Annotated in this window: 21 protein-coding genes; 11 read left to right on the plus strand and 10 right to left on the minus strand. The window is 60.3% G+C overall.

Annotated elements, in window-relative coordinates; genetic code table 11:
* Window positions 1-4: 4 nt before the first annotated feature.
* Entirely contained in the window at window positions 5-958 is a 954-nt protein-coding gene (locus ACFOZ5_RS07885; RefSeq protein ID WP_379886488.1) for a GGDEF domain-containing protein, read from the minus strand.
* A gap of 312 nt (window positions 959-1,270) precedes the next feature.
* Here ACFOZ5_RS07885 and smc point away from each other — a divergent pair, with 312 nt between their 5' ends.
* From smc to ligA, 3 genes are all read left to right on the plus strand, one after another.
* Window positions 1,271-4,768, plus strand: a complete 3,498-nt coding sequence (gene smc / locus ACFOZ5_RS07890) for a chromosome segregation protein SMC (protein ID WP_379886489.1) — start codon at window positions 1,271-1,273, stop codon at window positions 4,766-4,768.
* Window positions 4,769-4,897: 129 nt separating this feature from the next.
* Window positions 4,898-5,920, plus strand: coding sequence for a cell division protein ZipA (gene zipA, locus ACFOZ5_RS07895; protein ID WP_379886490.1), 1,023 nt, complete (start codon window positions 4,898-4,900; stop codon window positions 5,918-5,920).
* Window positions 5,921-6,125: 205 nt separating this feature from the next.
* Window positions 6,126-8,156, plus strand: coding sequence for an NAD-dependent DNA ligase LigA (gene ligA / locus ACFOZ5_RS07900; RefSeq protein WP_379886491.1), 2,031 nt, complete (start codon window positions 6,126-6,128; stop codon window positions 8,154-8,156).
* A gap of 488 nt (window positions 8,157-8,644) precedes the next feature.
* Here ligA and ACFOZ5_RS07905 read toward each other — a convergent pair whose 3' ends face one another.
* The 6 genes from ACFOZ5_RS07905 to flgA form a co-directional block, all read right to left on the minus strand.
* Complete coding sequence (locus ACFOZ5_RS07905) at window positions 8,645-9,277, minus strand: CBS domain-containing protein (RefSeq protein ID WP_379886492.1); 633 nt, start codon at window positions 9,275-9,277, stop codon at window positions 8,645-8,647.
* Window positions 9,278-9,502: 225 nt separating this feature from the next.
* On the minus strand, window positions 9,503-11,395 hold the full coding sequence (gene mnmC / locus ACFOZ5_RS07910; protein ID WP_379886493.1) for a bifunctional tRNA (5-methylaminomethyl-2-thiouridine)(34)-methyltransferase MnmD/FAD-dependent 5-carboxymethylaminomethyl-2-thiouridine(34) oxidoreductase MnmC: 1,893 nt from the start codon (window positions 11,393-11,395) through the stop codon (window positions 9,503-9,505).
* A gap of 3 nt (window positions 11,396-11,398) precedes the next feature.
* The gene (locus ACFOZ5_RS07915; protein ID WP_379886494.1) at window positions 11,399-12,031 is read right to left on the minus strand and encodes a peptidylprolyl isomerase; all 633 of its coding nucleotides are present in this window, start codon (window positions 12,029-12,031) and stop codon (window positions 11,399-11,401) included.
* A gap of 145 nt (window positions 12,032-12,176) precedes the next feature.
* A complete protein-coding gene (locus ACFOZ5_RS07920; RefSeq protein ID WP_379886495.1) occupies window positions 12,177-12,647 on the minus strand; it encodes a flagella synthesis protein FlgN in 471 nt (156 codons plus the stop codon).
* 8 nt (window positions 12,648-12,655) lie between these two features.
* The gene (gene flgM, locus ACFOZ5_RS07925) at window positions 12,656-12,985 is read right to left on the minus strand and encodes a flagellar biosynthesis anti-sigma factor FlgM (protein ID WP_379886496.1); all 330 of its coding nucleotides are present in this window, start codon (window positions 12,983-12,985) and stop codon (window positions 12,656-12,658) included.
* A 196-nt stretch (window positions 12,986-13,181) separates the two neighbouring features.
* The gene (gene flgA, locus ACFOZ5_RS07930; RefSeq protein WP_379886497.1) at window positions 13,182-13,889 is read right to left on the minus strand and encodes a flagellar basal body P-ring formation chaperone FlgA; all 708 of its coding nucleotides are present in this window, start codon (window positions 13,887-13,889) and stop codon (window positions 13,182-13,184) included.
* A gap of 294 nt (window positions 13,890-14,183) precedes the next feature.
* Here flgA and ACFOZ5_RS07935 point away from each other — a divergent pair, with 294 nt between their 5' ends.
* The 8 genes from ACFOZ5_RS07935 to ACFOZ5_RS07970 all read left to right on the plus strand — a co-directional run bounded on the left by ACFOZ5_RS07935 (window position 14,184) and on the right by ACFOZ5_RS07970 (window position 20,544).
* Complete coding sequence (locus ACFOZ5_RS07935) at window positions 14,184-15,113, plus strand: chemotaxis protein CheV (protein ID WP_379886498.1); 930 nt, start codon at window positions 14,184-14,186, stop codon at window positions 15,111-15,113.
* Between the two features lie 54 nt (window positions 15,114-15,167).
* On the plus strand, window positions 15,168-15,998 hold the full coding sequence (locus ACFOZ5_RS07940; RefSeq protein ID WP_379886499.1) for a CheR family methyltransferase: 831 nt from the start codon (window positions 15,168-15,170) through the stop codon (window positions 15,996-15,998).
* 33 nt (window positions 15,999-16,031) lie between these two features.
* Window positions 16,032-16,958, plus strand: a complete 927-nt coding sequence (locus ACFOZ5_RS07945; RefSeq protein ID WP_379886500.1) for a LysR family transcriptional regulator — start codon at window positions 16,032-16,034, stop codon at window positions 16,956-16,958.
* A 65-nt stretch (window positions 16,959-17,023) separates the two neighbouring features.
* A complete protein-coding gene (locus ACFOZ5_RS07950) occupies window positions 17,024-17,380 on the plus strand; it encodes a DUF7352 domain-containing protein (RefSeq protein WP_379886501.1) in 357 nt (118 codons plus the stop codon).
* A gap of 276 nt (window positions 17,381-17,656) precedes the next feature.
* Window positions 17,657-18,718, plus strand: a complete 1,062-nt coding sequence (locus tag ACFOZ5_RS07955) for an endonuclease/exonuclease/phosphatase family protein (protein ID WP_379886502.1) — start codon at window positions 17,657-17,659, stop codon at window positions 18,716-18,718.
* 53 nt (window positions 18,719-18,771) lie between these two features.
* Window positions 18,772-19,320: a lipocalin family protein gene (locus ACFOZ5_RS07960; protein ID WP_379886503.1), complete on the plus strand. Its 549-nt coding sequence runs from the start codon at window positions 18,772-18,774 to the stop codon at window positions 19,318-19,320.
* Between the two features lie 90 nt (window positions 19,321-19,410).
* Window positions 19,411-19,617 carry a DUF2905 domain-containing protein gene (locus ACFOZ5_RS07965; RefSeq protein ID WP_379886504.1) on the plus strand — a complete coding sequence of 69 codons (207 nt, stop codon included), beginning with the start codon at window positions 19,411-19,413 and terminating at the stop codon, window positions 19,615-19,617.
* A gap of 9 nt (window positions 19,618-19,626) precedes the next feature.
* On the plus strand, window positions 19,627-20,544 hold the full coding sequence (locus tag ACFOZ5_RS07970; RefSeq protein WP_379886505.1) for an ROK family protein: 918 nt from the start codon (window positions 19,627-19,629) through the stop codon (window positions 20,542-20,544).
* A gap of 9 nt (window positions 20,545-20,553) precedes the next feature.
* Here ACFOZ5_RS07970 and ACFOZ5_RS07975 read toward each other — a convergent pair whose 3' ends face one another.
* The 3 genes from ACFOZ5_RS07975 to ACFOZ5_RS07985 form a co-directional block, all read right to left on the minus strand.
* A complete protein-coding gene (locus ACFOZ5_RS07975; protein WP_379886506.1) occupies window positions 20,554-21,501 on the minus strand; it encodes an AEC family transporter in 948 nt (315 codons plus the stop codon).
* A gap of 61 nt (window positions 21,502-21,562) precedes the next feature.
* Window positions 21,563-21,817, minus strand: a complete 255-nt coding sequence (locus tag ACFOZ5_RS07980) for a hypothetical protein (protein ID WP_379886507.1) — start codon at window positions 21,815-21,817, stop codon at window positions 21,563-21,565.
* Window positions 21,798-22,976: a toxic anion resistance protein gene (locus ACFOZ5_RS07985; protein WP_379886508.1), complete on the minus strand. Its 1,179-nt coding sequence runs from the start codon at window positions 22,974-22,976 to the stop codon at window positions 21,798-21,800. Before ACFOZ5_RS07985 ends, ACFOZ5_RS07980 begins: the two co-directional genes overlap by 20 nt.
* Between the last annotated feature and the right edge of the window lie 385 nt (window positions 22,977-23,361).

Consider the following 23,361-nt stretch of genomic DNA (forward strand, 5'->3'; position numbering starts at 1 on the left):
CCTGTCAGGCGGACTGCGTTTCGCTGCCCGCAATGATGTGGGCAACGTGCGTGCAGTTCCTGCCGGCGTTCTTGGCACGGTAGAGTGCATCGTCTGCCCTGGCCAGCCATTGGTCAGGGGTTTCGCCCAGTCGATGTGAGGCAACGCCAGCGCTGGCGGTGACCCGCACTTGCTGGTTGCCACAGGGCACCCGGATGCCATTGATGCCGGCACGGATCCTGTCCGCCACCTCTCGACCATCGGCCAGATTCGTGTGCGGCAGGATAACCGCAAACTCCTCTCCTCCGAAGCGGAAGATGCTGTCGCCTTCCCGGGTAGCCTCCCGCAGTGCCCTGGCGGTTGCCTGTAGCAGATGGTCGCCGATGACGTGTCCGTAGGTGTCGTTGACGTCCTTGAAGTGATCCAGGTCGCAGAGGATGAGCGTGAAGGTGTCCCCGTGGCGGTCATCGATACTGCAGTCGCGTACCAGCGACATGTCCAGTGCCCGCTTATTGGGGATTTCAGTCAGCGCGTCGGTCAGCGCTGCCTGCTCCACCAGCGCGTACTGGCAGGCATTGCGCAGGGGACAGATCAGGATGCCCAACAGGTATTCGATAATCTCCAGCTCTTCCTCATGGAACCGGGTTCGTCTCTGCAGGCAAAGGGCGCCGTAGTTGATGCCTTCCAGTGTCAGTTGGTAATCACAGCGGTGGGGGCCACCCACACCGGTAGAGTAGACAAAATCCTGGTGGCCCAGTCGGTGCCGGTATACCAGTTGGCCAAAGGGTAGGGCACAGGCCAGCTCTTCCGCAAAGATACCCAGCAGAAGCTCCAGTGACAGGGTTGTGCTGGCCCGGCGGTATAATCTTGCCACCGGGTCGTCAGCACCGGACCATGCTTCACGGGCCTGGCGCAGTGCCACCAGGCGCCCCTGTTCAGTCGTCTGAGCGTTGTGAAGTGAGCGGTAATTACCTGCCATGGATACTGCCTTCGTTAATGTTTTTTATGGTTAAGCAGGTAATGTGCCACCCTTTAAAATAATATATAAAACAGTTATATATGATTGATTTTATGTGGCTGGCGGTCGTGCGCAGATAAAGGCGTCAAGTTTTTGCCGTTGCTGTGTCCCGTCCTCAGGCAAATGAGGGGCTGACGGGCTGGGCTTCCGTCATCCCTGTGGTAAACTGCGCCTCTTTAAAAGCGCACATACTTGCCACTTGGCGGCCGGTCCGGTTACCGAATCAACCACACAGACACGAGCCATTACGGTCAAAGGAATACACAGAACAACATGCGCCTGAAGTCCATCAAGCTCGCAGGGTTCAAATCCTTCGTCGACCCCACCACGGTGCCGTTTCCGTCCAACATGACGGCCGTGGTCGGCCCCAATGGCTGCGGCAAGTCCAATATTATCGACGCGGTACGCTGGGTTATGGGGGAGAGTTCCGCCAAGTACCTGCGTGGCGAGTCCATGTCAGATGTCATTTTCAATGGCTCCAGTGCCCGTAAGCCGGTGGGACAGGCGTCCATCGAGCTGATCTTCGACAATTCCGATGGTACCGCACCGGGGGAGTTCGCCCGCTTTAACGAGATTTCGGTACGCCGCCGGGTATCCCGGGAAGGGCAGTCCGACTATTTCATGAATGGTGCCAAATGCCGGCGCCGTGACATTACCGACCTGTTCCTGGGCACAGGCCTGGGGCCCCGCAGTTACGCCATTATCGAGCAGGGCATGATATCGCGGCTGATCGAAGCCAAGCCGGAGGAACTCCGGATATATATCGAGGAGGCGGCAGGTATCTCCAAGTACAAGGAGCGTCGCCGGGAAACCGAGAATCGCATCCGCCGCACCCAGGAAAACCTGGAACGCCTGACCGACCTGAGGGATGAGCTGGAAAGGCAGCTCCAGCACCTGCAGCGCCAGGCTCAGGCTGCTGAACGCTACAAGGAGCTCAAGGCTACCGAACGCCAGTATCGGGCGGAACTGACTGTACTCAGGTGGCAGGGCCTTGACGAGGATCTCAGGCAGCGCCGGGAGCAGTTGCGTGACACCGAACTGGAGCTGGAGAAGCACCTGACCGAACGGGTTAACCTGGAAAGCTCCCTGGAGCGGCTGCGGGATGATCACCAGCAGCGCACGGAGGAGTTCAATCGCAACCAGGCCCGTTACTATGAGGCAGGCGCTGACATCGCCCGGGTTGAACAGAGCCTGGAACACCAGCGGGAGCGTAGCCGGCAGGTTGCGACAGAGCTCGACCAGGCCTTGGCCAGCCGCAGCGAGATAGCCCGGGAGCTGGGCCAGGACGAAGACAAGCTTGCCGGTATCAACGAGGAACTGGCCAGCCTGGAGCCAGAGCAGGAAACCCTGGCCGCCCAGGCGGAGGAATCCGCCATCCAGTTACAGTCCGCCGAAGAGGCCATGAGCGACTGGCAGCACCAGTGGGAGTCCTTCAGTGCCCGCTCGTCCGACACCAAACGGGAGGCGGAGCTGGCCCAGAACCGCATTCGCAATCTCGAGCAGGAAATTGAAAACCTGATTACCCGTCAGCGGCGGCTGGAGGACGAAAAGGAGCTGCTGGATGGCCAGCTGGACCGTGGCGAACTGGACGAACTGCTCGAGCAGGAAGCCGAGCTTAACCTCCGCCGAGAGGAAGCCGCTGAAACCATTGAGGACGCCACCGACCGGTTGCAGGATCTGAAAGGGCAGCTCAGGGACCAGGAGCACCAGGTCAGCGAACTGAGTCAGCGGGACCAGTCCCTCAGGGCATCCCTGGAGTCCCAGCAGGCGCTGCTGGACGAGCAGCTGGGTGCGGACGATGACACCCTGCAGCAATGGCTTGGCGATACCGGCCTTTCCCATGCACCGCGCATTGCCCGGCAGTTACAGACAGACCCGGGCTGGGAGTTTGCCGTTGAGGAAGTGCTTGGCAACCTTCTGCAAGGGGTCGAAGTGGACAGCCTTGACGCGTTGGGGCAGCAGCTGGACCAGGCGCCGCGCGGGCTGGCCCTGGTTCAGAAGGGGCCGGTGGACGCTGGGGCAGAGCCAGACAGCCTTGCTGCGAAGGTTCGCAATGGCAGCAGCCTCGTCCCCTGGCTGGCACGGGTCGGAACGGCGGCCAACCTTCGTGAAGCCCTGGGTCGTCAGCCCGGGCTCGCCGACCATGAAACCCTGGTTACCCCGGAGGGTATCTGGCTTGGACGTGGCTGGCTGCGCATGCCCGAGTCTGATCGTTCACGCACCGGCGTTATCGAGCGGCAGCAAAAGGTGGAGGAGCTGGCATCCGCACTGGACGAGGCCGAAACCCGACTGGCCGAGGCCCGGGAGCGGCTGGCCGAGAGTCAGGAGCGGACCTCCGGGGCCGAACTGCAGCGGGATCAGGCCCAGCAGGCCGCGAACGATATCCAGGCGGACCTGTCTTCACTCACTTCCCGGGTCAGTGGCCTGAAGGCGCGGGCCGAGCAGATCAATGAACGGCTGCGGCGGGTTGACGAGGACGTAACCGACATCCGTGAACAGCTGTCGATCAAGCAGGAAGACCTCGAAGAAGCCCGCCTGACATGGGATCAGTCACTGGCCGACAATGAGGATACCGAGGCAGAGAAGGAGCGCTTGCTGGAGCAACGGGATGACCTCCGGGAACGCCTGGACCACCTTCGTCACCAGGCTCGCAGCGACCGGGACCATGCCCATCAGTTACAACTGCGTACCCAGTCGCTGACCAGCCAGCAGGATGGCCTCAGGCAGACCCTGGAGCGTACCCGACTGCAGGATCAGCGCCTGGAAGAGCGACTGGACATCCTGCGGGAGAATCGTGAGAACGCGGAAGCCCCCATCGAAGATCTGGAAATGCAGCTCGAAGGGTTGCTGGACCGGCGCCTGGCCGAGGAAGAAAAGCTGTCCGTGGCCAGGGACGCACTGGAGGAAATCGACCGGGAGGTGCGGGAAAAGGAGCAGTTCCGCAGCCAGGCGGAACACCGTGCCCAGGAGATCCGTGGCCAGCTTGAGAAGCTGAGGATGGAATCCCAGGCGCTGGAGATCCGATCTGCCAATCACCTGGAACAGCTGGAAGAACTGGAGGTCAGGCTGGCGGATATTCTGGAGAACCTGTCACAGGACGCCACCGAGCAGGCCTGGGCGGAAGAGCTGGAAAAGATCGGCAACCGTATTCAGCGTCTGGGTGCCATCAACCTTGCCGCCATCGAGGAGTACCAGGTACAGAGCGAGCGCAAGACCTACCTGGACAGTCAGCACGAAGACCTGATGGAAGCGCTGGAAACCCTCGACAACGCCATTCGCCGGATTGACCGGGAAACCCGCCAGCGTTTCAAGGAGACCTTCGACAAGGTCAACGGGGGCCTTCAGGCCCTGTTTCCGAAAGTTTTCGGCGGTGGCAATGCCTACCTGGAGCTGACCGGTGAAGACCTGCTCGAGACGGGCGTGACGATCATGGCCCGCCCCCCGGGCAAGAAAAACAGCACGATTCACCTCCTGTCCGGTGGCGAGAAGGCGCTGACCGCCATCGCCCTGGTATTCTCCATCTTCCAGCTCAATCCGGCGCCGTTCTGTATGCTGGACGAGGTGGACGCCCCGCTGGACGACGCCAACGTGGGCCGTTACGCCAACATGGTGAAGGAAATGTCCTCCCAGGTGCAGTTCATCTACATCACCCATAACAAGATCGCCATGGAGATGGCGCATCAGTTGATGGGTGTGACCATGCACGAACCCGGCTGCTCACGGCTGGTTTCGGTGGACGTGGACGAAGCCGCGGCGCTGGCCGAAGCGTGATCACCTGATGACGCGGGCAAGGCGCCTGCGACATGAAAAAACGGCCATTTGACAGGACATTGCGTTGTATTCGTAATGGTCTTTTCTTAGAGTTACCACTTTAAACGACACTAACAGGATCGGGTAGTTATGACGCTTCGGGAATGGTTAATTGCCATTGGTGCCCTGATTATCATCGTCATCATACTGGATGGCCTTCGCCGCATGCGTCGTGCCCGTAAGGATGCTATCGCCATATCAAGCGGCATGGGGGCGGACGATATCGACGATTCGCCCCTGGACGACAGCTTTAACCCTGAGCTGCCGAACGGCGGTGCCCGTCCTGCATCCCGGAATTCCCTCGAAGAACGGGGCTATGTGACCTCTGCCAGCGTTTCGGAAGCTTCTGAAGCCGAACAGCCGGCTGCGTCAGCGGAGCCGGACGTGCCGTCGTTTTCCGCTGACGACCCGGATCCTGAGCCGCCAGGCCCGGACGAACTCTCGTCCCGGGAGCCGGTGAGCGCCGTTGATACGCCCCCGGAAACGGACAGCGAGGAAGAAATCGTCGGTGAGGCTCGCACGGTGCGGCGGCCAAAGCGCCCGGAACGCAAGAAAATGATGGGCCGCAAGGACCCTGAGCCGCCGACTGTCACCGAGGTGGAAGAGGACACCGCGAGCCGTGGCGAGCCCTCCGACGGCCCCCGGGAAGGTCAGCCCATGGCGGGTGCCAACCGGCCTCCGGCAGAGGAAGTGATCGTTATCAACGTACTCGCCTCCGAGGAGCGGGGGGCGTTCTCCGGCACGGTACTCCAGAAACTGTTCGAAGCCTGTGGTCTGGAGCTGGGTGATCTGGATATCTACCATCGCCATGAAACCGGGGAAACCACCAGCCCTGTCCAGTTCAGCGTGGCCAATGCCGTCGAACCGGGTACCTTCACCCCCCGGGAGATGGAGCAGATGTCCACCCCGGGTATCAGTTTCTTCATGAGTCTGCCTGGGCCCACCAACAACATGCAGGCATTCGACTTCATGCTGGAAACGGCACAGGCAGTGGTCCGTAACCTGGGCGGCGAGCTCAAGGACGAACGCCGCAGCGTAATGACCGCCCAGACCATCGAGCATTGTCGTCAGCGTATTCGTGAATACGAGCGCAAACGCCGCTTCAAGCGGTAGGCGTCTGCACAGCAGAAAGTCCCGCAGCTGCGACCGCCCCACTGTGGCCCCTTTTGATCGCTCATTTTCGTTACATAGAGCCACTATGCGCCTCAAATGACCGTCAAAATGGACTCAAAGTGGGAGGCCCTCGCCAGACGCGATTTCTGCCGCGCAGACTCCGTCGTCTGCGCCAGCCCCGAGCCATTTCAGGAATTACAGAGCCATGAGCCAGCCCTCATCCGTTGAAAGCCGCATCCAGGAACTCCGTCAGGTCATTGATGACCATAACCACCGTTATTACGTACTGGATGAGCCGGCGGTGCCGGATGCGGAATATGACCGGCTGATGCGCGAGCTGCAATCGCTGGAGGCGGAGCACCCGGAGCTGGTGACCCCGGATTCGCCGACCCAACGGGTTGGCGCCAGTGGAGATAATACCTTTGACGAGGTTGTCCACCGCCTGCCCATGCTCTCTCTCGACAACGCGTTTTCCGAGGATGAACTGCGGGATTTTGACCGCCGGGTGCGGGACCGGCTGTCTACGGGAGGCGACGTGGAGTATGTCTGCGAACCCAAGCTGGATGGTCTGGCTGTCAGCCTTCACTACGAAAAGGGCGTGCTCACCCAGGCCGCCACAAGGGGCGACGGCTACTCCGGCGAGGATATCACCGCGAATATCCGCACCATTGAATCCGTGCCGCTGCGCTTGCGGGGCAAGACGTTACCGGACGTAGTGGAGATCCGGGGTGAGGTCTACATGCCCCGGGGAGGATTCGAGGAGCTGAATCGCAAGCTGGCCAACCAGGGGGAGAAGACCTTCGTTAACCCCCGCAACGCCGCTGCGGGCAGCCTGCGGCAGAAAAGCCCCCGTGTAACGGCCCGACGCCCACTGGAAATGTGCGCTTACAGCGTCGCCGTCCCCGATGAAGGTATCCTGCCGGACACCCACTATGCCTGCCTGCAGATGGTTCACCAGTGGGGCTTCCGCATCAACCCGGAAATGAGCCTGGCGACTGGCCCCGAGGAATGCCTGAAGGCCTATGAATCGCTGCTGGATAAACGGGATACGCTACCGTACGAAATCGACGGTATCGTCTTCAAGGTGAACATCCTCGAGTTTCAGCAAAAGCTGGGGTTTGTGTCCCGCGCCCCCCGGTGGGCCATTGCCCAGAAGTTTCCCGCCCAGGAGGAACTGACTGAGCTGCAGGATGTGGAGTGGCAGGTGGGCCGCACGGGTGCGGTCACTCCGGTAGCCCGGCTGAAACCAGTCTTTGTGGGCGGAGTGACGGTCAGCAACGCAACGCTCCATAACATGGATGAGATCCGCCGCCTGGATGTTCGAATTGGCGACACGGTATTCGTGCGCCGCGCCGGTGATGTGATTCCCCAGGTGGTGAAGGTGGTGACGGACAAGCGTCCGAAAAATGCCCGTAAGGTGGAGCTCCCCGAACACTGCCCGGTATGCGGTTCCGATGTGATTCAGATCGAGGGCGAAGCAGCGGCGCGCTGCAGTGGCGGTCTCTATTGCCCGGCCCAGCGCAAGGAGGCGATTCGTCACTATGCCTCCCGCAAGGCCCTGGATATCGAGGGGCTGGGGGAGAAATGGATCGACATGCTGGTGGAGAAGGAGATGGTCCGCACGGTTGCGGATCTCTATCAACTGCGCAAGGCGGATCTGGTTCGTCTTGAACGGATGGGCGACAAGTCCGCCGACAACCTGCTAAAGGCGATTGATGGCTCCCGTCAGCCGGAACTCTGGCGTTTCCTCTACGCATTGGGGATCCGTGAAGTAGGGGAGGCGACCGCCAAGGGTCTGGCCATGCATTTCGGCACCCTTGAGAAAATTGCAGAGGCGTCAGAGGAAGCCCTGGAAGAGGTCCCGGACGTGGGGCCGATCGTGGCCGGACACATTCACAGTTTCTTCCGGCAGCCCCACAACCAGGAAACCATTGCGGCGCTTCGTGAACGGGGTGTTCGCTGGCAGTCGGTGGAAGTCGCCGAGCCGGCGGCTCTGCCTCTCAAGGGTGAGACCTGGGTACTGACCGGTACGCTATCAGAAATGACCCGGGATGAGGCCAAGGAGAAGCTGGAGAGCCTGGGTGCCAAGGTGGCGGGCAGTGTCTCAAAGAAGACCAGTTGCGTTGTGGCGGGGGAAGCCGCCGGCTCCAAGTTGGCGAAGGCCGAGTCTTTGGATGTGAAGGTGATGGATGAGGCGCAGTTCATGGCGTTTTTGTCAGAGCAGGGCCTGGGTTGATTCTTGGCTTTGTCTTTTTTGGCGGCTTGCACAAACGTATGATGTCCACAGGGTGAGATCTCTTTCCAGGACCGTCGAAAACCAGGGACGGTTTTCGTCGAGCCCTACATGGATGTACTTGCGGGCGTGTCCTGGAAAGAGATATCGCACTGGGGACAGATCCCGGAAATCCAGGCTCCAGTGAGTTGAATTTGGTGCAGTGCACGCAAGGCGATGACCTTTTCCGGGACACGCCGTGAATACATCCATGACCGATTTTTGCTCCTGCAAAATCGGCACTTCCGCCATCCATGGCGGTCGTAGCTCTTCAAAAACCTTTACGGCTAATTGCTCCTGCGTCGCCGTAAAGGTCCAGGGCCGACCGTCCATGGCCGGCCCGTGAAACGCTGACGCGTTCCACCCCTGTTTTTGAAGGTCCCGGAAAAGGTCCTCACCTCACGTGCTCGAATCTGGGTGCAGGCCTCGAATGATTGAGCCCCGTCCTTCCTCTAAACCTCGCCTTCCTGTTGACTAAGACTCGCATAAAGCCTCAGATAATCCGTACTGGTGATAATGCCGGTAGGGCTGCCATCGGCACCTACAACCAGAGCGGCATCCAGCTGGTGGGCCAGCATCAGGCGGGCCAGTTGGTGGGCATCGGTTTCCGGGGAAGCGGTCAGGAAGGCCGGTAACTCGATGTGCTGGAAGCTTCGGGACACATCCTGATCCCGGTTCTCGTGCAGCCAGTTGAGGATCCATCGGGTATCCACCAGACCACCGACCATGCCGCCAGACGTGATCACCATGTGATGAACGCCATGCTCCTCCATCTCATCCAGGGCATCGGCCAGGGTATATTCAGCGGGCAGGGAATGGAGCCAGGGGCTGCAGACACGACTGACCGGAAGATAGGCGCGCTCGGGCTCAGGTTCGGACTCCTCGGCCTGGCTGTAATGGGCCACGGCCCGTCGTGCGTTGACCTCCCGAGCCTGCTGGAAAGTGCCATCGGAGATTTCTTCACTGCTTTCCCGCATGGCGTTGGTTTCGCTGGTCTGTTCCAGCGTACCCACGCGTCGGTTGCGAAAAATCTCCGGTAGCCGCGTTCCCGTCGGCCGCCCCGGTTCGCTTACGTGTATAGCCATGACTGCTCCTGAAGGTCCGGTAACCAGGCGCTCTGGCAAATCTCCCACTATCAGGATCGGAAAACTGCAAAAGTGCCGTAGCCAATTTATACCCGTTTATCGGCCGTTACGACAAAAACTGGACCTCAAACCAGATAATCTGGCTAGTGTCCCGGTTGGTGAGTTCGCTGGCCCCGGCGTCGCGACTTGCTCTCAAGGCTCCCAGTGGCTCAGTAGATCAGCGAATTATCCAACCGGGACACCCGTGTCGACTGGTTCCGCCAGGCAGCGTTTGGGGTCGACCCTTCGGGCAAGCGACCGTGGCAGGGCCGCGGGCTGGCCAGTCAGGCAGTCTGCCAGGTGTTCAGCCAGCAGGGGTGCCCACATCAGCCCCTTGCTCCCTAGGCCGGTAAAAAGCCAGGCCCCGTCCAGCACCCGGCCATCACCATTGACCAGTGCACCGACCACTGGCTGATAGTCGTGGGTGGTACAGCGGAAAGATACCCGCCCTGAAACCGATGATGCCAGGTCGTCACAGGACAGCAGCCCCGGTATCATCGACTCCAACCCTGCAATGTTTTCCTGGTGACTGCTGAGCCGCTCCTGTGGATCGGAATCGTGCAAGTCAAAGGTAGCCCCGGTAACGGCCAGGCCGTTCATGGGCGGATTGAGGTAGCGGGTTCCGGCGACTACCGCCTTTGGTGTCGCGGTCAGTGCGCCTGAAGGCAGGCTGGTGACCTGACCACGGATTGCCTTCATGCGGAATTCACCCAGAACCGGCATCAGCTTGCGGGTTTCGTGGCCAGCGGCGATGACCACCGCGTCGGCTATCAGGTCCTGGCGGCCCTCACCGGAGAGGCACCAGCGGTTGTTGCAGGGCAGCAGGCGAGTGGCGCGGAAGCCGAATTCCGTCCGGATGTTGGGGTGGTCAAGCAGCGTGGTGCACAGCCTGTAGGGTTCCAGCCAGCCAGAGCCGGGGAACCAGAGCCCACCATGGGGGCATGGAACACCCGTGAGAGAGCGGGCCTGCTCGGCGGATACCGGTGTCAGGATACGGTCCGGGTACTCGTTCTGTTGCAGGAACTTCTGTTGGCGAAGCCGTTCGTGCTCTGAGCCGGCCATCATCAGCAGCCCGGTGCCGTGCCACACCCGGGGGGTGTTTGCCGGGTAGTAGCGCTGCGCGTGGAGCAAAGCGGCGAGACTGAGCCGGGTCTGGTCATTGAACTGGACGCCCAACTTGGCATACAGGGCGCCCTGGGCGTTGCCCGAGGCACCGGTGCCCGGTGCCTCCCCCCGGTCAGCGACGATTACCGTGCGACCCCGGTCAGCCAGGTTGCGGGCCAGCAGCGAACCAGCTATGCCGGCACCGACCACCAGTATCGACCCGTTGCCGTCACCGGTATTCTGCCCGTCGGGCGGTAGGTCACCCCTTATCATGTCCCGCTTGGGGCCAAAGCCGGGCACCCGCTGAACCGCGAAGCCGGCATCGGCCAGGGCACGTCGGATATAACCTGCTGCCGTGAACGTGGCCAGGCTGGCACCCGGGCGGCTGTGCTGCCTTATCTGCTCAATGATTGACGTGTTCCACAGCCCCGGGTTGCAGGCCGGGGCGAAGCCGTCGAGGAACCAGGCGTCGGCTTCGAATGTTAACTCGCCGAGCGCTTCCAGGGCATCACCAAAATAGAGGGTCAGACGGACATCGCCGGACGCCAGTACAAGCCGGTGGTTGCCCACGACCAGCGGCGGGTACTGCTCGCAGAGTTCATCCGCCAGCGACTCCAGTTCGGGCCAGAGTGATAGTGCCTGGCGAAGATCGTCGGAAGTCAGTGGATAGCGCTCGACGGATACAAAATGCAGCCTGGCGCCGCTCGGTGCCTGGTCCCGGAACGCCTGCCACGTGGCCAGGAAATTCAGCCCGGTTCCGAATCCGGTCTCCGCCACGACGAAGGTATCGCCAGCTTTGAGGTTGGCGAAGCGTTCAGGAAGACGGTTATGGGCCAGGAACACATACCGGGATTCTTCCAGGCCGTTCTCGCGGCTGAAGTAGACATCACCGAAGCGGGCGGACACAGGCTGGCCTTCTCGCCATTCCAGTGTTGCCGGTTCAATCGAGGGCAGCATCGGAGTGTCCTGATTCATGGTCTATTGCTCGTCATCAACCAGACGGATGGATTCGATGATGACGGGGTCGACCGGTACGTCAGACATGCCCTTGGCACGAGTGGTCTGGACCCGGGCGATGGCATCAATCACGCTGATCCCTTCGGTAATTGTGCCGAAAACGGCATAACCCTGGCGGGATGCCGTGGCGTCCAGGTGGGGGTTGTCCACCAGGTTGACAAAGAACTGGGCGGTGGCGGAATCAGGGTCCCGGGTGCGGGCCATGGCCAGGGTGCCGCGCAGGTTCTTGGCGGTTTGCCGGGATTCATTGACTATGGGGTCGCCCGTCGTTTTCTTGTTCAGGTTCTTGTCGAACCCGCCACCCTGGACCATGAACCCGGGAATGACGCGGTGGAATACCGTGCCGTCGTAGAAGCCTTCTTCAACGTATTCCAGAAAGTTGGCGACGGTAAGCGGGGCAATGTCAGGGCGCAGGCGGACAGTGAATGCGCCTTCAGTGGTGGAAACCCGCACCTCAGGCAGGGTGTCGTTGTCATCGGAGCTGTCCTGGGCCTGGGCGGGAGCCACGACACCAAGCATGATCAATGCCGTTAGCAGCGGTCCGAGGACGCGAATCAGTTGAGTAGCGATAGTGCGGGTTGAGAGGCGATCCATGGCAGGCTCCATTCGATAAGTGACCGACTGGAGTCTACCAGAATCAGCAAGACCGGTGACCCGGTAACCGGCGAGATTACCAATTCTTCTACTTTGTTGTAGCTGGTAATACCGAGCCGCAAGAGCCGGGGAGCCCGGCCCGGAATCAGGCGCTGGCCAGGATATTGCGCTGGCCGACGGAGGTTTGCTGGCCACTCGCCCCGTAAAGCTTCTGCTGACCTGAACTGCCACGGAAGATATCCGTCAGTTTTGCCAGCCGGGCCTGCAGGTGACTGACCACTTTGCTGTTCTGCTGGTTGAGGGCGTGGCACTCAGCAAGGGTGGCCTGGGCGGATTCCCAGCGCTGGTAGAGCTCGGTAAGGCCTGCGCTGCGGATAAAGCGGGAGGGGTGGCCTTGATCCGGTCGAAATCCCATTTCCACCAGCAGGTGGACTTTCTGGCGGGCGCGGTCGCGGACCGCCGACAGGAGCGTGTTCTTTGTCTCTGTCAGCGGTTCAATACTGCGAACGTCGGCGTTGGCCAACAGGGTTTTTTCTTCCCCCAGCAGGGTTCTGAGCTGCTGGAGTTGGTCAAGATCCTGGTCGAGAAGACCCTGGAGTTTGTCTACGGCGGACATGGTTTACCTCACCCAAAAATGCTTTCATCCATCTCAAGCATTTTCTGGGCCACTTTCTCGGCATCCACCTTGTAGGAGCCATCTGCCAGCGCTGCGCGGATCTGTTCCACGCGGCTGTCATCCACTTCCGGATAGCTCTCCAGTTTATCTCCCATCTGCCTGAGCTCCTTGGCCTGCCTGCTCAGGTTGACGTTCTCCCCACGGGCCGCCGGTGCCTGCCGTGACGCCTGTTCGGTCGAGGCCGACTGGTTTCCACTTTTGGCGTTCGGTGCCTTGTCGGTGCTGGTTGTGGGGGAGTTAACCTGGTTGTTGCCAATCCCGTTAAAGTTAACTGCCATGACGATACCTTCTCTGCAATGTGCCGCTCCGTGGCGGGCGAAATTTGATTCTTACCCGTTTATCGACGGGTCGGGCCCTTTCTTGAGTAAAACTTTGTTCATCTTTCTGTAGCGGAGTGACACTGTTCACTCTCCGCCTCTTAAAGGGGCTGCCGACGGCAATGGTTTGCCGTTACTGGCAGGCCCTTGCCGATCATTACATGGCTATTTCCACTTGCCCGGGGGCGACCACCCGGGCACGTACCGTGCGGGCAGACGACAGGTTCTCCACCCGTACCTGCTCACCGACCCGGGCATTGCCCAGTGCCTTGCCCCGCGTACGGACGGCGAAAGCCTTGCTGCGTGCGGTAATCATAACATGGTCACCGCGGGACACGGCATCGGGGCTGGTCACAAGGTGGGGGGTGAACGGCGTTCCGGCCCGGACCGGGCGCTTCAGTTCCAGCCCGATCAGATTCTCGGGGCGGGTAATGGTGCCCTGGCGGATGGCATTTACCACGATCCGCTCGGTGGTCACCATAGACTGGCTGATGCGGTCGCCACGGTTCAGCGGACGTGCCGCCACAAGGGCATCACCGTAGATATCCAGGGACACGGACAGGTACATGCGCCAGGGGCGTTCACCCTCGCAGGAAACCAGCAGCGACGGCTGCGTACTCTGCATCGGGTCACTGCTGAATTCCACGGCAATCTGGTCGTCGTCACAGGGTGCCAGTGACAGTCTGGGGTCCAGGCTGCCAAGCGCGTATTCCGCCTCCAGACCTTGCGACTCAAGCTCCCCGGCGTAGCGCTCCATGAACGCGCGGCCGGCGCCGACGATGTCGTCCGGGCCGGTTTGTGCTGCCGCAAGGGCGGTCGTGGTCCCCTGGATAACGATAAGCACGAGTGGCAGAAGTATGCGCATTGAGCCGGCTTTGTCCTATGCTGTCTGAAAAGGTGTCAGGAAACGTGATCGGCGGCCGGGCCAATCCGGTCATCAAAAACTCTAAACTTTCCCGGATACCAGCCGTTACACACGCTAGCCGCAAGCAACGCTACAATGTGTAGGCAGTGCATGTGTCAGGCTGGCGCGTCGGGTTTCTGACGCTTTAACCACGTTCTGACCAGTCAATCATAATGAAGCAACTACCGTGCCGTTCCCGGATCTGCCGACGGACACAAGCCGGTAAGCTGCCATAACCATTTTCGGGAGTTTCAAATGGCAGGCGTCCTTGACAGTGTTAACCAACGCACCCAGCTGGTAGGGGAAAACCGCCTGGAGTTGCTGCTGTTCCGGCTACAGGGCAGGCAGCTCTATGGCATCAACGTGTTCAAGGTCAAGGAAGTGCTGCAGTGCCCCAGACTGACCTCCATTCCCAACAGTCGGTCCATGGTGCGGGGCGTGGCCCATATCCGTGGTGAAACCATTCCCATCATCGACCTGTCCATGGCCATCCGGGGCCCGGCACTGCCCGCGGATCAGATTGCGACCAGCTTTGTGATCATTACCGAATACAATCGCCGCACCCAGGGCTTCCTCGTCTCCGGTGTTGATCGTATCGTCAATATGAACTGGGAGGATATCCTGCCGCCGCCCAAAGGCGCAGGTCGTGAGGTGTATCTGACGGCGGTAACCCGCATGGACGATGCCCTGGTGGAAGTGATCGATGTGGAAAAGATCCTGTCGGAGGTTTCACCTCTGAAAGAAGACGTCGCCGAAGACATTCTGTCGAAGAATACCCGGGATCGCAGCGCGTCCAGACCGGTCCTGGTGGTGGACGACTCATCAGTGGCACGGCGTCAGATGATCCGCTGCCTGACCGCCATCGGGCTGGAGGTGGAATCCCGCAACGACGGCAAACAGGCGCTGGATTACCTGCAGGGCCTCGTGGCTGACGGCAGCAAGGTGACCGACCATGTTTCCATGGTGATTTCCGATGTGGAGATGCCCGAGATGGACGGCTACACTCTGGTCGCGCGCTGCAAGAATGACCCGGCACTCAGAGATCTGTACATTATGCTTCACACGTCCCTGAGCGGCATCTTCAACCGCGCCATGGTGCAGAAGGTGGGTGCTGACGATTTCATGGCAAAGTTCAGCCCCGACGAACTTGCCGAGCGTGTCATGGAAATACTCGACCGAGAATAAGGGTGCCGCCCGGCCGCGCCGCCGGCCGATATAGCAAACGACTGCAGAGACTCGATGAAAGCCGATATCACTCCACAGGAATACGACGCGTTCAAGAAATTTCTGCAGGAAGCGTCCGGCATCCTGCTTGGCGACAACAAGCACTATCTGGTCAAGAGTCGCCTGCGTCGGTTGCTGGAAGACAACGGGCTGGACTCCCTGGGAGACCTGCTTCAGCGCCTTCAACGACCCGGATCCAGGCAGATCAAGGAAACGGTCATTGATGCAATGACCACTAACGAGACCCTCTGGTTCCGGGATACCCACCCGTTCCGGATCCTGTCCGAGAAGCTGTTGCCGGAGCTGGCCGCCAGGGGCACGACCCAGCCCCTGAGAATCTGGTCCGCAGCCTGTTCGACCGGACAGGAGCCGTACTCAATCGCCATGGCGATTGAGGAGTACAAGCGGTTCCAGCCCGGGCGCCTGAAAAACGAGGTAAAGATCACCGCCACGGATATTTCCAAGTCGGTGCTGGAGATGGCGAAGCGTGGCGAGTACGAGATGCTGGCTCTGGGGCGGGGACTCTCTCAGGAACGATTACGCCACTTTTTTACCGCGTTGCCCAGCGGCGGCTGGAAGGTGAAGCCCCAGGTCCAGCGAATGGTGGAATTCCGGGAACTGAACCTGATGGACCGCTACGCCCTGGGCCGGTTTGACCTGATATTCTGCCGGAACGTGCTGATCTACTTTTCCGCTGACCACAAACGGGACATTCTCACCCGTATGCACAGCTGCCTGAATCCGGGGGGGTACCTCATACTGGGGGCTTCGGAATCGCTCAATGGCCTGTCCGACCTGTATGAAATGGTCCAGTGCCATCCCGGTATTATCTACCGTCGTAAGTAACCGTATGCGCAGGCTTTCAGCGGAGCCACCCGGATGAATCCAATCAACTTCCGCCACCTTTACTATTTCTGGGTCATTGCCCGGGAAGGTGGGGTCCAGCGCGCCAGCGAAGTGCTGGACCTTACGCCCCAGACCCTCAGCGGTCAGCTCGCAACCCTGGAAAGTGAGCTGGGTGGCGCGTTGTTCCTTCGCCGTAACCGCACCCTGAAACTGACGGATTTCGGCCAGGCGGTTTACCGCTATGCTGATGATATGTTCACCACCGCCGACTCCCTCGCGGAGATGGTCCGGCAGCCGCCGGAAAACCGCCCATTGACCCTGACGGTCGGTTTGTCGGCGTCGATTCATAAACTCATTGGGTATCACCTGCTGGAACCGGCCCTGGGTCTGAGCCGTGAAGTGCGCATGCATTGCCGGACCGGTGATACCAACAGTTTGCTGGAACGGCTCGCAAGGAAAGAACTGGAAGTGGTGTTGACGGACCGGCAGCCGGACTCCAGCCAGGCCGGGGCGTTGAGGGCCTATCGTCTGGCCCGCTCGTCCATTTCCCTGTTTGCCACTGAACCGTTGGCAAGTGCTCTCAGAGCGAATTTTCCCGCAAGCCTGGATGGCGCGCCCTTTCTTGCCACGTCGGTGGATGCCCCCTATTTTACCGAGCTGATGAACTGGTTTGCCGGCAATCAGGTAAGGGTGCGGGTAGTGGCTGAAGTGGACGACAGCGCGCTGATCAAGGTCTTCGGGCGCCAGGGGCTGGGTTATTTCGCAGCGCCTTCGGCGATTGAGGATGAAGTCTGCCGTCAATACCAGGTGGAAACGGTAGCCCGAATCGACGATGTGCAGGACGTTCTGTACGCGGTCACTCGATCCGGGCAGATTCAGCACCCCGCTGTCGCCGCTATTGTGGAGCCGAGACCGGACCTGGAAAATACTTCGAAAAAACCGAAGAATATTGATCAATAAAGTTGATTTATCTCGAATCTCCTGAGATGCACCATGAGGTCGTGTTCCATACAGGAGACTGCACCATGAAAACCATTCACAAGTTCCGCATCAACCCCGGCAAGGAGCCGACCCGTCTCACGCTGAAGCGCGGATTCCGTGTGGTTCGGTGTGAATACCTGGTCGCGGAGAAGGGGGTCTATCTCTGGGTTGAGCAGCCATTGAACGTGGTGACCCCGACGGTCGAGGGTCAGTTCAGGGTGGCTTTCTCCGGTGACCCGGTACCCGAAAGTTTCCAGTATCTTGGTACAGCGCTTGATCCTTTCGGACCGGAAGCCTATCACGTGTTCGAGTTACCGGAGGCGGAGTCGACCATGGCAGAGCCGGTGCCGGATACGGTCTTGCTGGGCCAGACCCAATACCGCCCAACGGCAGGCCGGTGAGTCAACCGCACCAAGCCTCTTGAGGACCCTTCGGGGTCCTTTTTTTTGACGGTGCGATGGCGAACCTGAGCGTTTCTTCTGACCCACCGACAGCCGATATTACCAATGCCGGATAGTGTGGTCATGTTTTGTGTGCTCAGCTGTCAGCTGGCGGCAAGGCAAAGTCGTGATTCTCGCATACCGGAAAAGCCATGGTGTTTGCTATGGTGGTGTATAAATATAGGGACACCAGGATAACCAAGGCCGTCGCTGAACCCACTGGAGCCGGGAGATTACATGACAGGACCTATTCTTCTCGGCGCCGCCCTGGTACTTGTCGCGGTCACGGTATTGGGCAGGGTGCCGATTCATGACTGGTGGGCCAGGGCCTGTGAATTCCCCCGTCTGCAGATAGCAACCCTCGCGCTGGCGGTGGTGCTACTCTCGCCCCTTGCCAGCACGCCCTGGCGCTGGTGGGTACTGGGGGCCGGGCTGTTTGTACTGGTCGTACAGGTGTCGCGCATCCTCCCATGGACCCGCCTGTGGCCCTTACAGGTCCGGCCCGCTGAGCCAGGGCACGAGGACCGGTGTTTCACCCTGATGGTCGCCAACGTGCTGACCTCGAACCGGAACAGCGACGATCTGGTGCGCCAGGTCCAGAACCGACAGCCCGACGTGTTGCTCACCCTGGAATCAGACCAGTGGTGGGGAGACCGGCTGGACGAGGCCTTTGGCGACTGGCCCTGCATTATCCGCATTCCCCTGGACAACCTTTACGGCATGCACCTGTATTCCCGGCTGCCCCTGGAGGAATGGGAAGTGAAGTATCTGATCCAGGAGGACATTCCCTCCATCCACGGCTGGCTCAAACTGTCTGCTGGCTACCGGTTCCGCTTCCATGCGGTGCACCCCCGTCCACCGGCGCCCAGTGAAAGCAAGGAATCCCTGTGGCGGGATGCGGAGTTGTTGCTGATCGGGAGGGAGATCCGCGAGGCCGGGCACCCCGCGGTGGTGGCCGGCGATCTGAACGATGTGGCCTGGTCGCGCACTACCCGGCTGTTCTGCAAGGTGAGCAGTATGTTGGACCCCCGGCGCGGGCGGGGCATGTTCAGCACCTTTCACGCCGGGCACTGGTTCCTCCGTTGGCCCCTGGATCATGTTTTTACCAGCGAGCATTTCACGGTCAGACAGATCGAGCGGCTGGACTATTTTGGCTCTGACCATTTCCCGATCCTGGTGACCCTTTGCTACCGGCCCTCCCGGGCCGACGAACACGAGGCCCCGGAAGCTGACGGCGAGGATCGGCAGGAAGCCCGGGAAACAATCCGGGAAGGCAAGGCCCGGGATCAGCAAACCTGACTGGCCTTTTCCGCGTATCAATCGTTTAACCCATCAGCACACAAGGAATCATCATGCGCCTGGCAACGTTTCCGACAGTGGCCCTGAGCATCGCCATGTCCGCCTGTACCGGCCTTCCGGACGGAATCGAGCCGGTGTCCGGCTTCAACGCCGACAGATACCTGGGTACCTGGTATGAAATTGCCCGGTTTGACCATTCATTCGAGGAGGGGCTGACCAATGTGGTAGCGGAGTACCGCTACAATGACGATGGCAGCATTGAGGTGATCAACCGGGGCTATTCGCCGGAAGCGGGCGAGTGGCAGGAAGCTGAGGGCAAGGCGTGGTTTGTGGGTGATGAAGACGTTGGCCATCTTAAGGTGTCCTTCTTCGGGCCCTTTTATTCGTCCTACGTGGTATTCGAGCTGGACCGGGAAGACTACCAGTACAGCTATGTCACCGGATATGACCGGGATTATCTGTGGTTCCTGTCCCGGACTCCCACGGTCAGTGACCAGGCCCTGGAGAATTTCCGTTCGGTTGCCGAGGCTGAAGGCTTTGACTCCGATGAACTGATCATCGTGGAGCAGGACCGGAACCTGTCCGAAAGCCAGGCCGATTGACCATGGCAGGGTACTTTGCGTCGGGGGGTTCCTTCCTGCATTCTGTAAACGTCGCGCAGACGTTATGATCGGAAGCGGGAGGCAGTCGTCATGGCACGCTGGTTCATTGTCGCAGGAGTGATTCTGGTGGTGATCGGATTGATACTCCATTTCGCACCGGGTCTGGTGCAATGGTTTGGCAAGCTGCCCGGCGACCTGAACTGGCGCTCAGAGCGCACCCAGGTGTTTGTGCCCATTACATCCATGATCATTATCAGCGTGGTACTGACGATCCTTATCAACCTGTTTAACCGGTAACCGCTGCCCATGACCACAGAATGGCTGATAGGCATCGATCTTGGCGGCTCCAAGACCGAGGTCATCCTGCTGGATAACCACTGCAACGAGCATTTCCGGCTGCGGCGGCCCACACCCGCCAACGATTACCCCGGTACCCTGGAGGTTATTGCTGACCTGGTCCGTGACGCTGAAAGCCATGCCGGGGCAGGCAATCTGCCCGTGGGGGTCGGCATACCCGGTTCGGTGTCCCGTGTTACCGGTCGGGTGAAGAATGGCAACTCCACCTGGCTCAACGGTCAGCCTATGGAAGACGACCTTTCCCGTCTGCTGGGGCGCCGGGTGACCCTCACCAACGATGCCAATTGCCTGGCACTGTCCGAGGCCACCGACGGTGCCGGGGCCGGCCATGACGTGGTGTTCGCCGCCATTCTTGGTACCGGTTGCGGCGCCGGGATCAGTGTGAATGCGCGTCCCCTGACCGGCCCCAACGGCGTCACCGGAGAGTGGGGGCACAATCCCTTGCCCTGGACACCGGATGAAGAGCTCAATGCACGCCCCTGTTTTTGTGGACGAAATGGCTGTAATGAAACCTTCCTGTCGGGCACCGGCCTGGCCCTGACCCATCGACTGTTTTGGGGCGAAACGGTCACTACACACCAGATTGTAGAGGCCGCGGGTGAAGGGGAGGAGAAGGCACGGGCAACCCTGGACACCTGGCTCGACCAGCTGGCCCGGGGGCTGGCGGGGGTGGTCAATGTGGTAGACCCCGACATCATCGTGCTGGGAGGCGGCATGTCCAATGTGGCGGCCATCTATGAGGCCTTGCCCGTTCTGCTCCCGCGGTATGTATTTGGCGGTGAGTGCAACACACCTGTCGTCCGGGCAGCCCATGGCGACTCCAGCGGCGTGAGGGGTGCTGCCTGGCTGGGCGCTTCCGTCCCGTAAGGCAGGCTGTCAGATAGTTCCGGTGCCTTGCAGAACGAATACACCGAGAGTCACGGTAATACTCGCGAGCAGCGTGGTCATTGCAACGATATTGGCAGCCATGCGGGCATTGCCGCCCAGGGCTTTCACCATCACGAAGCTGGCGGCGGCCGTGGGGCTGGCCCAGTACAGGAACATCAGCCCCAGCTCACGCCCCTCAAAGCCGGCCAACCAGGCAGCCAGGGTGCACAGCGCGGGCAGGGTGACCATCTTGAAGGCCGTGGCGCCCATGGCCGGGCCGCTCTCCTGGCGAATGGCGCTGAGGGAGACTGTAGCGCCAATACAAAGCAGGGCCAGGGGCAAGGTCAGCGAGGCAAAATAGTCGCCGCTGGTCATCACCCATTCCGGCAGAGCAATCTCCCACCAGGCAAAGGGCACGGCCACAACAACCGCCAGTATCAGCGGGTTGCGCCCGATATCGGCGAGGATATGCCCCCAGTGAAGCTTCTGTTCCGACTGATAGGTGAGCAGCACCACCACCGACAGGATGTTGTAGCAGATAATCACCAGCCCCAGCAGGATACCTCCGGCGGACAGGCCGTAATCGCCGTACATACTGGCGGCCAGAGCCAGCCCGACTATCCCGCAATTACCGCGAAAGCAGCCCTGAACGTAGACACCCCGATCCGCCCTGGGCACGCGCCAAAGAGCCCATAGCCAGGCCAGCGAAAAACTGCCGAGGGTAGCCAGCGCAAAGAACCCGAGCAGACCGGGGTTAAGCGCTGTATCCAGGTCTGCCCGCAGGATACTGAGGAAAATCAGTGTGGGAAGCGTGGCTTTGAAGACCAGTGCCGAGGCGGTATTGACGAAAGCGGCGTCAATCCAGCCGAGTTTACGCAAACCCAGGCCAATAAAGACCATGGCAAACACTGGCAGCGTTGTGGCCAGGGTCTGAAGGAAGATGTCGATGAGGTTCATGAACGGAGGCCATCAGGGCAGATTGAAAGCCTGCTAACGTTAAGCCCGACACCTGACCCTGTCAATTCACCCTATAGTCTGACACCCGCCGGGTGAGTCGCTGCAGCTCCTCCATGGCCGAGTCCATATCCGAGCCAGGTGGCGCGAGTTCGGCCAGCTCGGTACCGAGATGCTTAAGTGCGTCCACCGCCTGGCGGCACTCAGAGAGCCGGAGGCGGATGGATTCCTGCATCTCCTCTGGTGCCCCCAGGCCCCGGAAGCTTTCGAGGATCAGGCACAAACCTTCGAGATTAAGTTCAGCCCAGATCAGGTTCAAGGCGCATTTTCGGGCCTTGCACATCCGACAGGGAATCAATCCGGCGGGCGGCCCTGTCGGTCAGGCTGTTCATCTCGGCAATCGCTTCTCCCATTGCCGGCAGGGCGTTCTGTCGGAAACCGGCGATATCATCGAGAGCCGCATTGATGTCCTCAAACGAGCGCTTGAGCGTTTCCATGTTCAACTGCGACGAGGCGGCCTGGGCCTGGATTCTGGCTCCCTGTTCGCGAAGCTGACTGGCGGTGCCGGCAATCAGCTGATCGGTGGTTTTGTTGACGGCGTCGATCTTGTCCAGAACCACTTTCTGGTGCGCGAGAGAGAGCGCGAGGGTGACGGCAATCTGCAGTGCGCTCACTGTCACATTGGTGGCCCGGTCGACGCCGCGGACCAACTCCTGGTTGTTTTGCAGGATCACCTCGATGGTCAGGATACCCTGCTGATTCACCGCTAATTGCTGTTGCAGGTCAGCGATGCGCTGGCGCAGGGGAAACAGCAGCTTTTCCTGAATGAAGGTGGACATGGTGTCGTCATTCACGTATTCCCTTTCCATGGCGCGTTCAAGGTGGGCGTCCATCTGTTTGCCGGTCTCGATGGCACGGGTCAGTTTCTCGCTCAACTGGCGCATATCCGCCTGGTCCGCCTTCAGGGTGATGTTGTCCCGTTGCAACTGCTCTTTGCCGGCATTCAGGGAGTCGACGATTGCGGCGATGACGGTGGAGGCCGACTCGTAGCGGCTGAAATAACGCTTCAGCGGCGTGCCCACGAATGGCAGGCGCCCTGCGAGGCGGCTCCACCAGCCCGGGCTCAGGTCAAAACCGGCAGGGTCGAGGGATTCGACCTGAACCTTGAGGTTAACCAGCGCATTGGCCACCTCACCGCCATCGTCAGCCCGGTTCGCCAGTTGTGCCACCGGCGCCTGGAGTAACTGGCTCTGGCGGGCAGACTCCCTTTGCAGACTGGCTCCCAGGGCTTCTACGGTAGCCTGTGCCTGGGTGCGATCATGGTCGCTGGCCTCGCTGAGCTGGAGCAGGTCCGCTACCAGTGTTTCGGCACGGGAATAAACCGCCGCGTCCTGCTCTATGGAAGGGGGCGTATGAATATCATCGGGAATTGAACGGGTTGAACAGGGGGTCAGTGCGGCGTTAGCTGAGAGTTCCATTCTTGAACATTCCTTAACTGCAGGTTGGTGGAAGCACTGGTTAATTGGGTTATTCTAGTTTGTCGCTTGCTGAATCCGCTGATCCACCGGGCCACTGAGGGATATGTGACCGATGCCGCCAGTCCCTGGTGTGGGGGCAGCCCATGTGCGCACTGGTGTCGTGGCCAAAGATCCCGGCGTCTTGTAGCTGGTGTGCGAATTCGTCAAACGGACACTAAGGCTTCCAGACATGATTATAGCGCCTAAAACACAATAGTTATCCGCCGATGGATCTGACCTGTCGATCCACGGTTCAGTCTGTGACATGGATCATATACCCGATTGTCCGGGCGTGCGAGTCAGTTCATAGGCAAGTCGGGCGCTCGGTAGTTGAATGGCATCACGC

Origin of the sequence: Marinobacter lacisalsi, assembly GCF_042651045.1 — a bacterium.
Lineage (GTDB): Bacteria > Pseudomonadota > Gammaproteobacteria > Pseudomonadales > Oleiphilaceae > Marinobacter > Marinobacter lacisalsi.

Coding starts and splice junctions, on each gene's coding strand:
- mnmC (WP_379886493.1), bottom strand. CDS start 11,395: ATGAATCAGGACACTCCGATGCTGCCCTCGATTGAACCGGCAACACTG.
- ACFOZ5_RS07905 (WP_379886492.1), bottom strand. CDS start 9,277: ATGGCTATACACGTAAGCGAACCGGGGCGGCCGACGGGAACGCGGCTA.
- ACFOZ5_RS07935 (WP_379886498.1), top strand. CDS start 14,184: ATGGCAGGCGTCCTTGACAGTGTTAACCAACGCACCCAGCTGGTAGGG.
- ACFOZ5_RS07915 (WP_379886494.1), bottom strand. CDS start 12,031: ATGGATCGCCTCTCAACCCGCACTATCGCTACTCAACTGATTCGCGTC.
- ACFOZ5_RS07885 (WP_379886488.1), bottom strand. CDS start 958: ATGGCAGGTAATTACCGCTCACTTCACAACGCTCAGACGACTGAACAG.
- zipA (WP_379886490.1), top strand. CDS start 4,898: ATGACGCTTCGGGAATGGTTAATTGCCATTGGTGCCCTGATTATCATC.
- ACFOZ5_RS07945 (WP_379886500.1), top strand. CDS start 16,032: ATGAATCCAATCAACTTCCGCCACCTTTACTATTTCTGGGTCATTGCC.
- ligA (WP_379886491.1), top strand. CDS start 6,126: ATGAGCCAGCCCTCATCCGTTGAAAGCCGCATCCAGGAACTCCGTCAG.
- ACFOZ5_RS07975 (WP_379886506.1), bottom strand. CDS start 21,501: ATGAACCTCATCGACATCTTCCTTCAGACCCTGGCCACAACGCTGCCA.
- ACFOZ5_RS07970 (WP_379886505.1), top strand. CDS start 19,627: ATGACCACAGAATGGCTGATAGGCATCGATCTTGGCGGCTCCAAGACC.
- ACFOZ5_RS07965 (WP_379886504.1), top strand. CDS start 19,411: ATGGCACGCTGGTTCATTGTCGCAGGAGTGATTCTGGTGGTGATCGGA.
- smc (WP_379886489.1), top strand. CDS start 1,271: ATGCGCCTGAAGTCCATCAAGCTCGCAGGGTTCAAATCCTTCGTCGAC.
- ACFOZ5_RS07920 (WP_379886495.1), bottom strand. CDS start 12,647: ATGTCCGCCGTAGACAAACTCCAGGGTCTTCTCGACCAGGATCTTGAC.
- ACFOZ5_RS07985 (WP_379886508.1), bottom strand. CDS start 22,976: ATGGAACTCTCAGCTAACGCCGCACTGACCCCCTGTTCAACCCGTTCA.
- flgM (WP_379886496.1), bottom strand. CDS start 12,985: ATGGCAGTTAACTTTAACGGGATTGGCAACAACCAGGTTAACTCCCCC.
- ACFOZ5_RS07955 (WP_379886502.1), top strand. CDS start 17,657: ATGACAGGACCTATTCTTCTCGGCGCCGCCCTGGTACTTGTCGCGGTC.
- ACFOZ5_RS07950 (WP_379886501.1), top strand. CDS start 17,024: ATGAAAACCATTCACAAGTTCCGCATCAACCCCGGCAAGGAGCCGACC.
- ACFOZ5_RS07960 (WP_379886503.1), top strand. CDS start 18,772: ATGCGCCTGGCAACGTTTCCGACAGTGGCCCTGAGCATCGCCATGTCC.
- flgA (WP_379886497.1), bottom strand. CDS start 13,889: ATGCGCATACTTCTGCCACTCGTGCTTATCGTTATCCAGGGGACCACG.
- ACFOZ5_RS07940 (WP_379886499.1), top strand. CDS start 15,168: ATGAAAGCCGATATCACTCCACAGGAATACGACGCGTTCAAGAAATTT.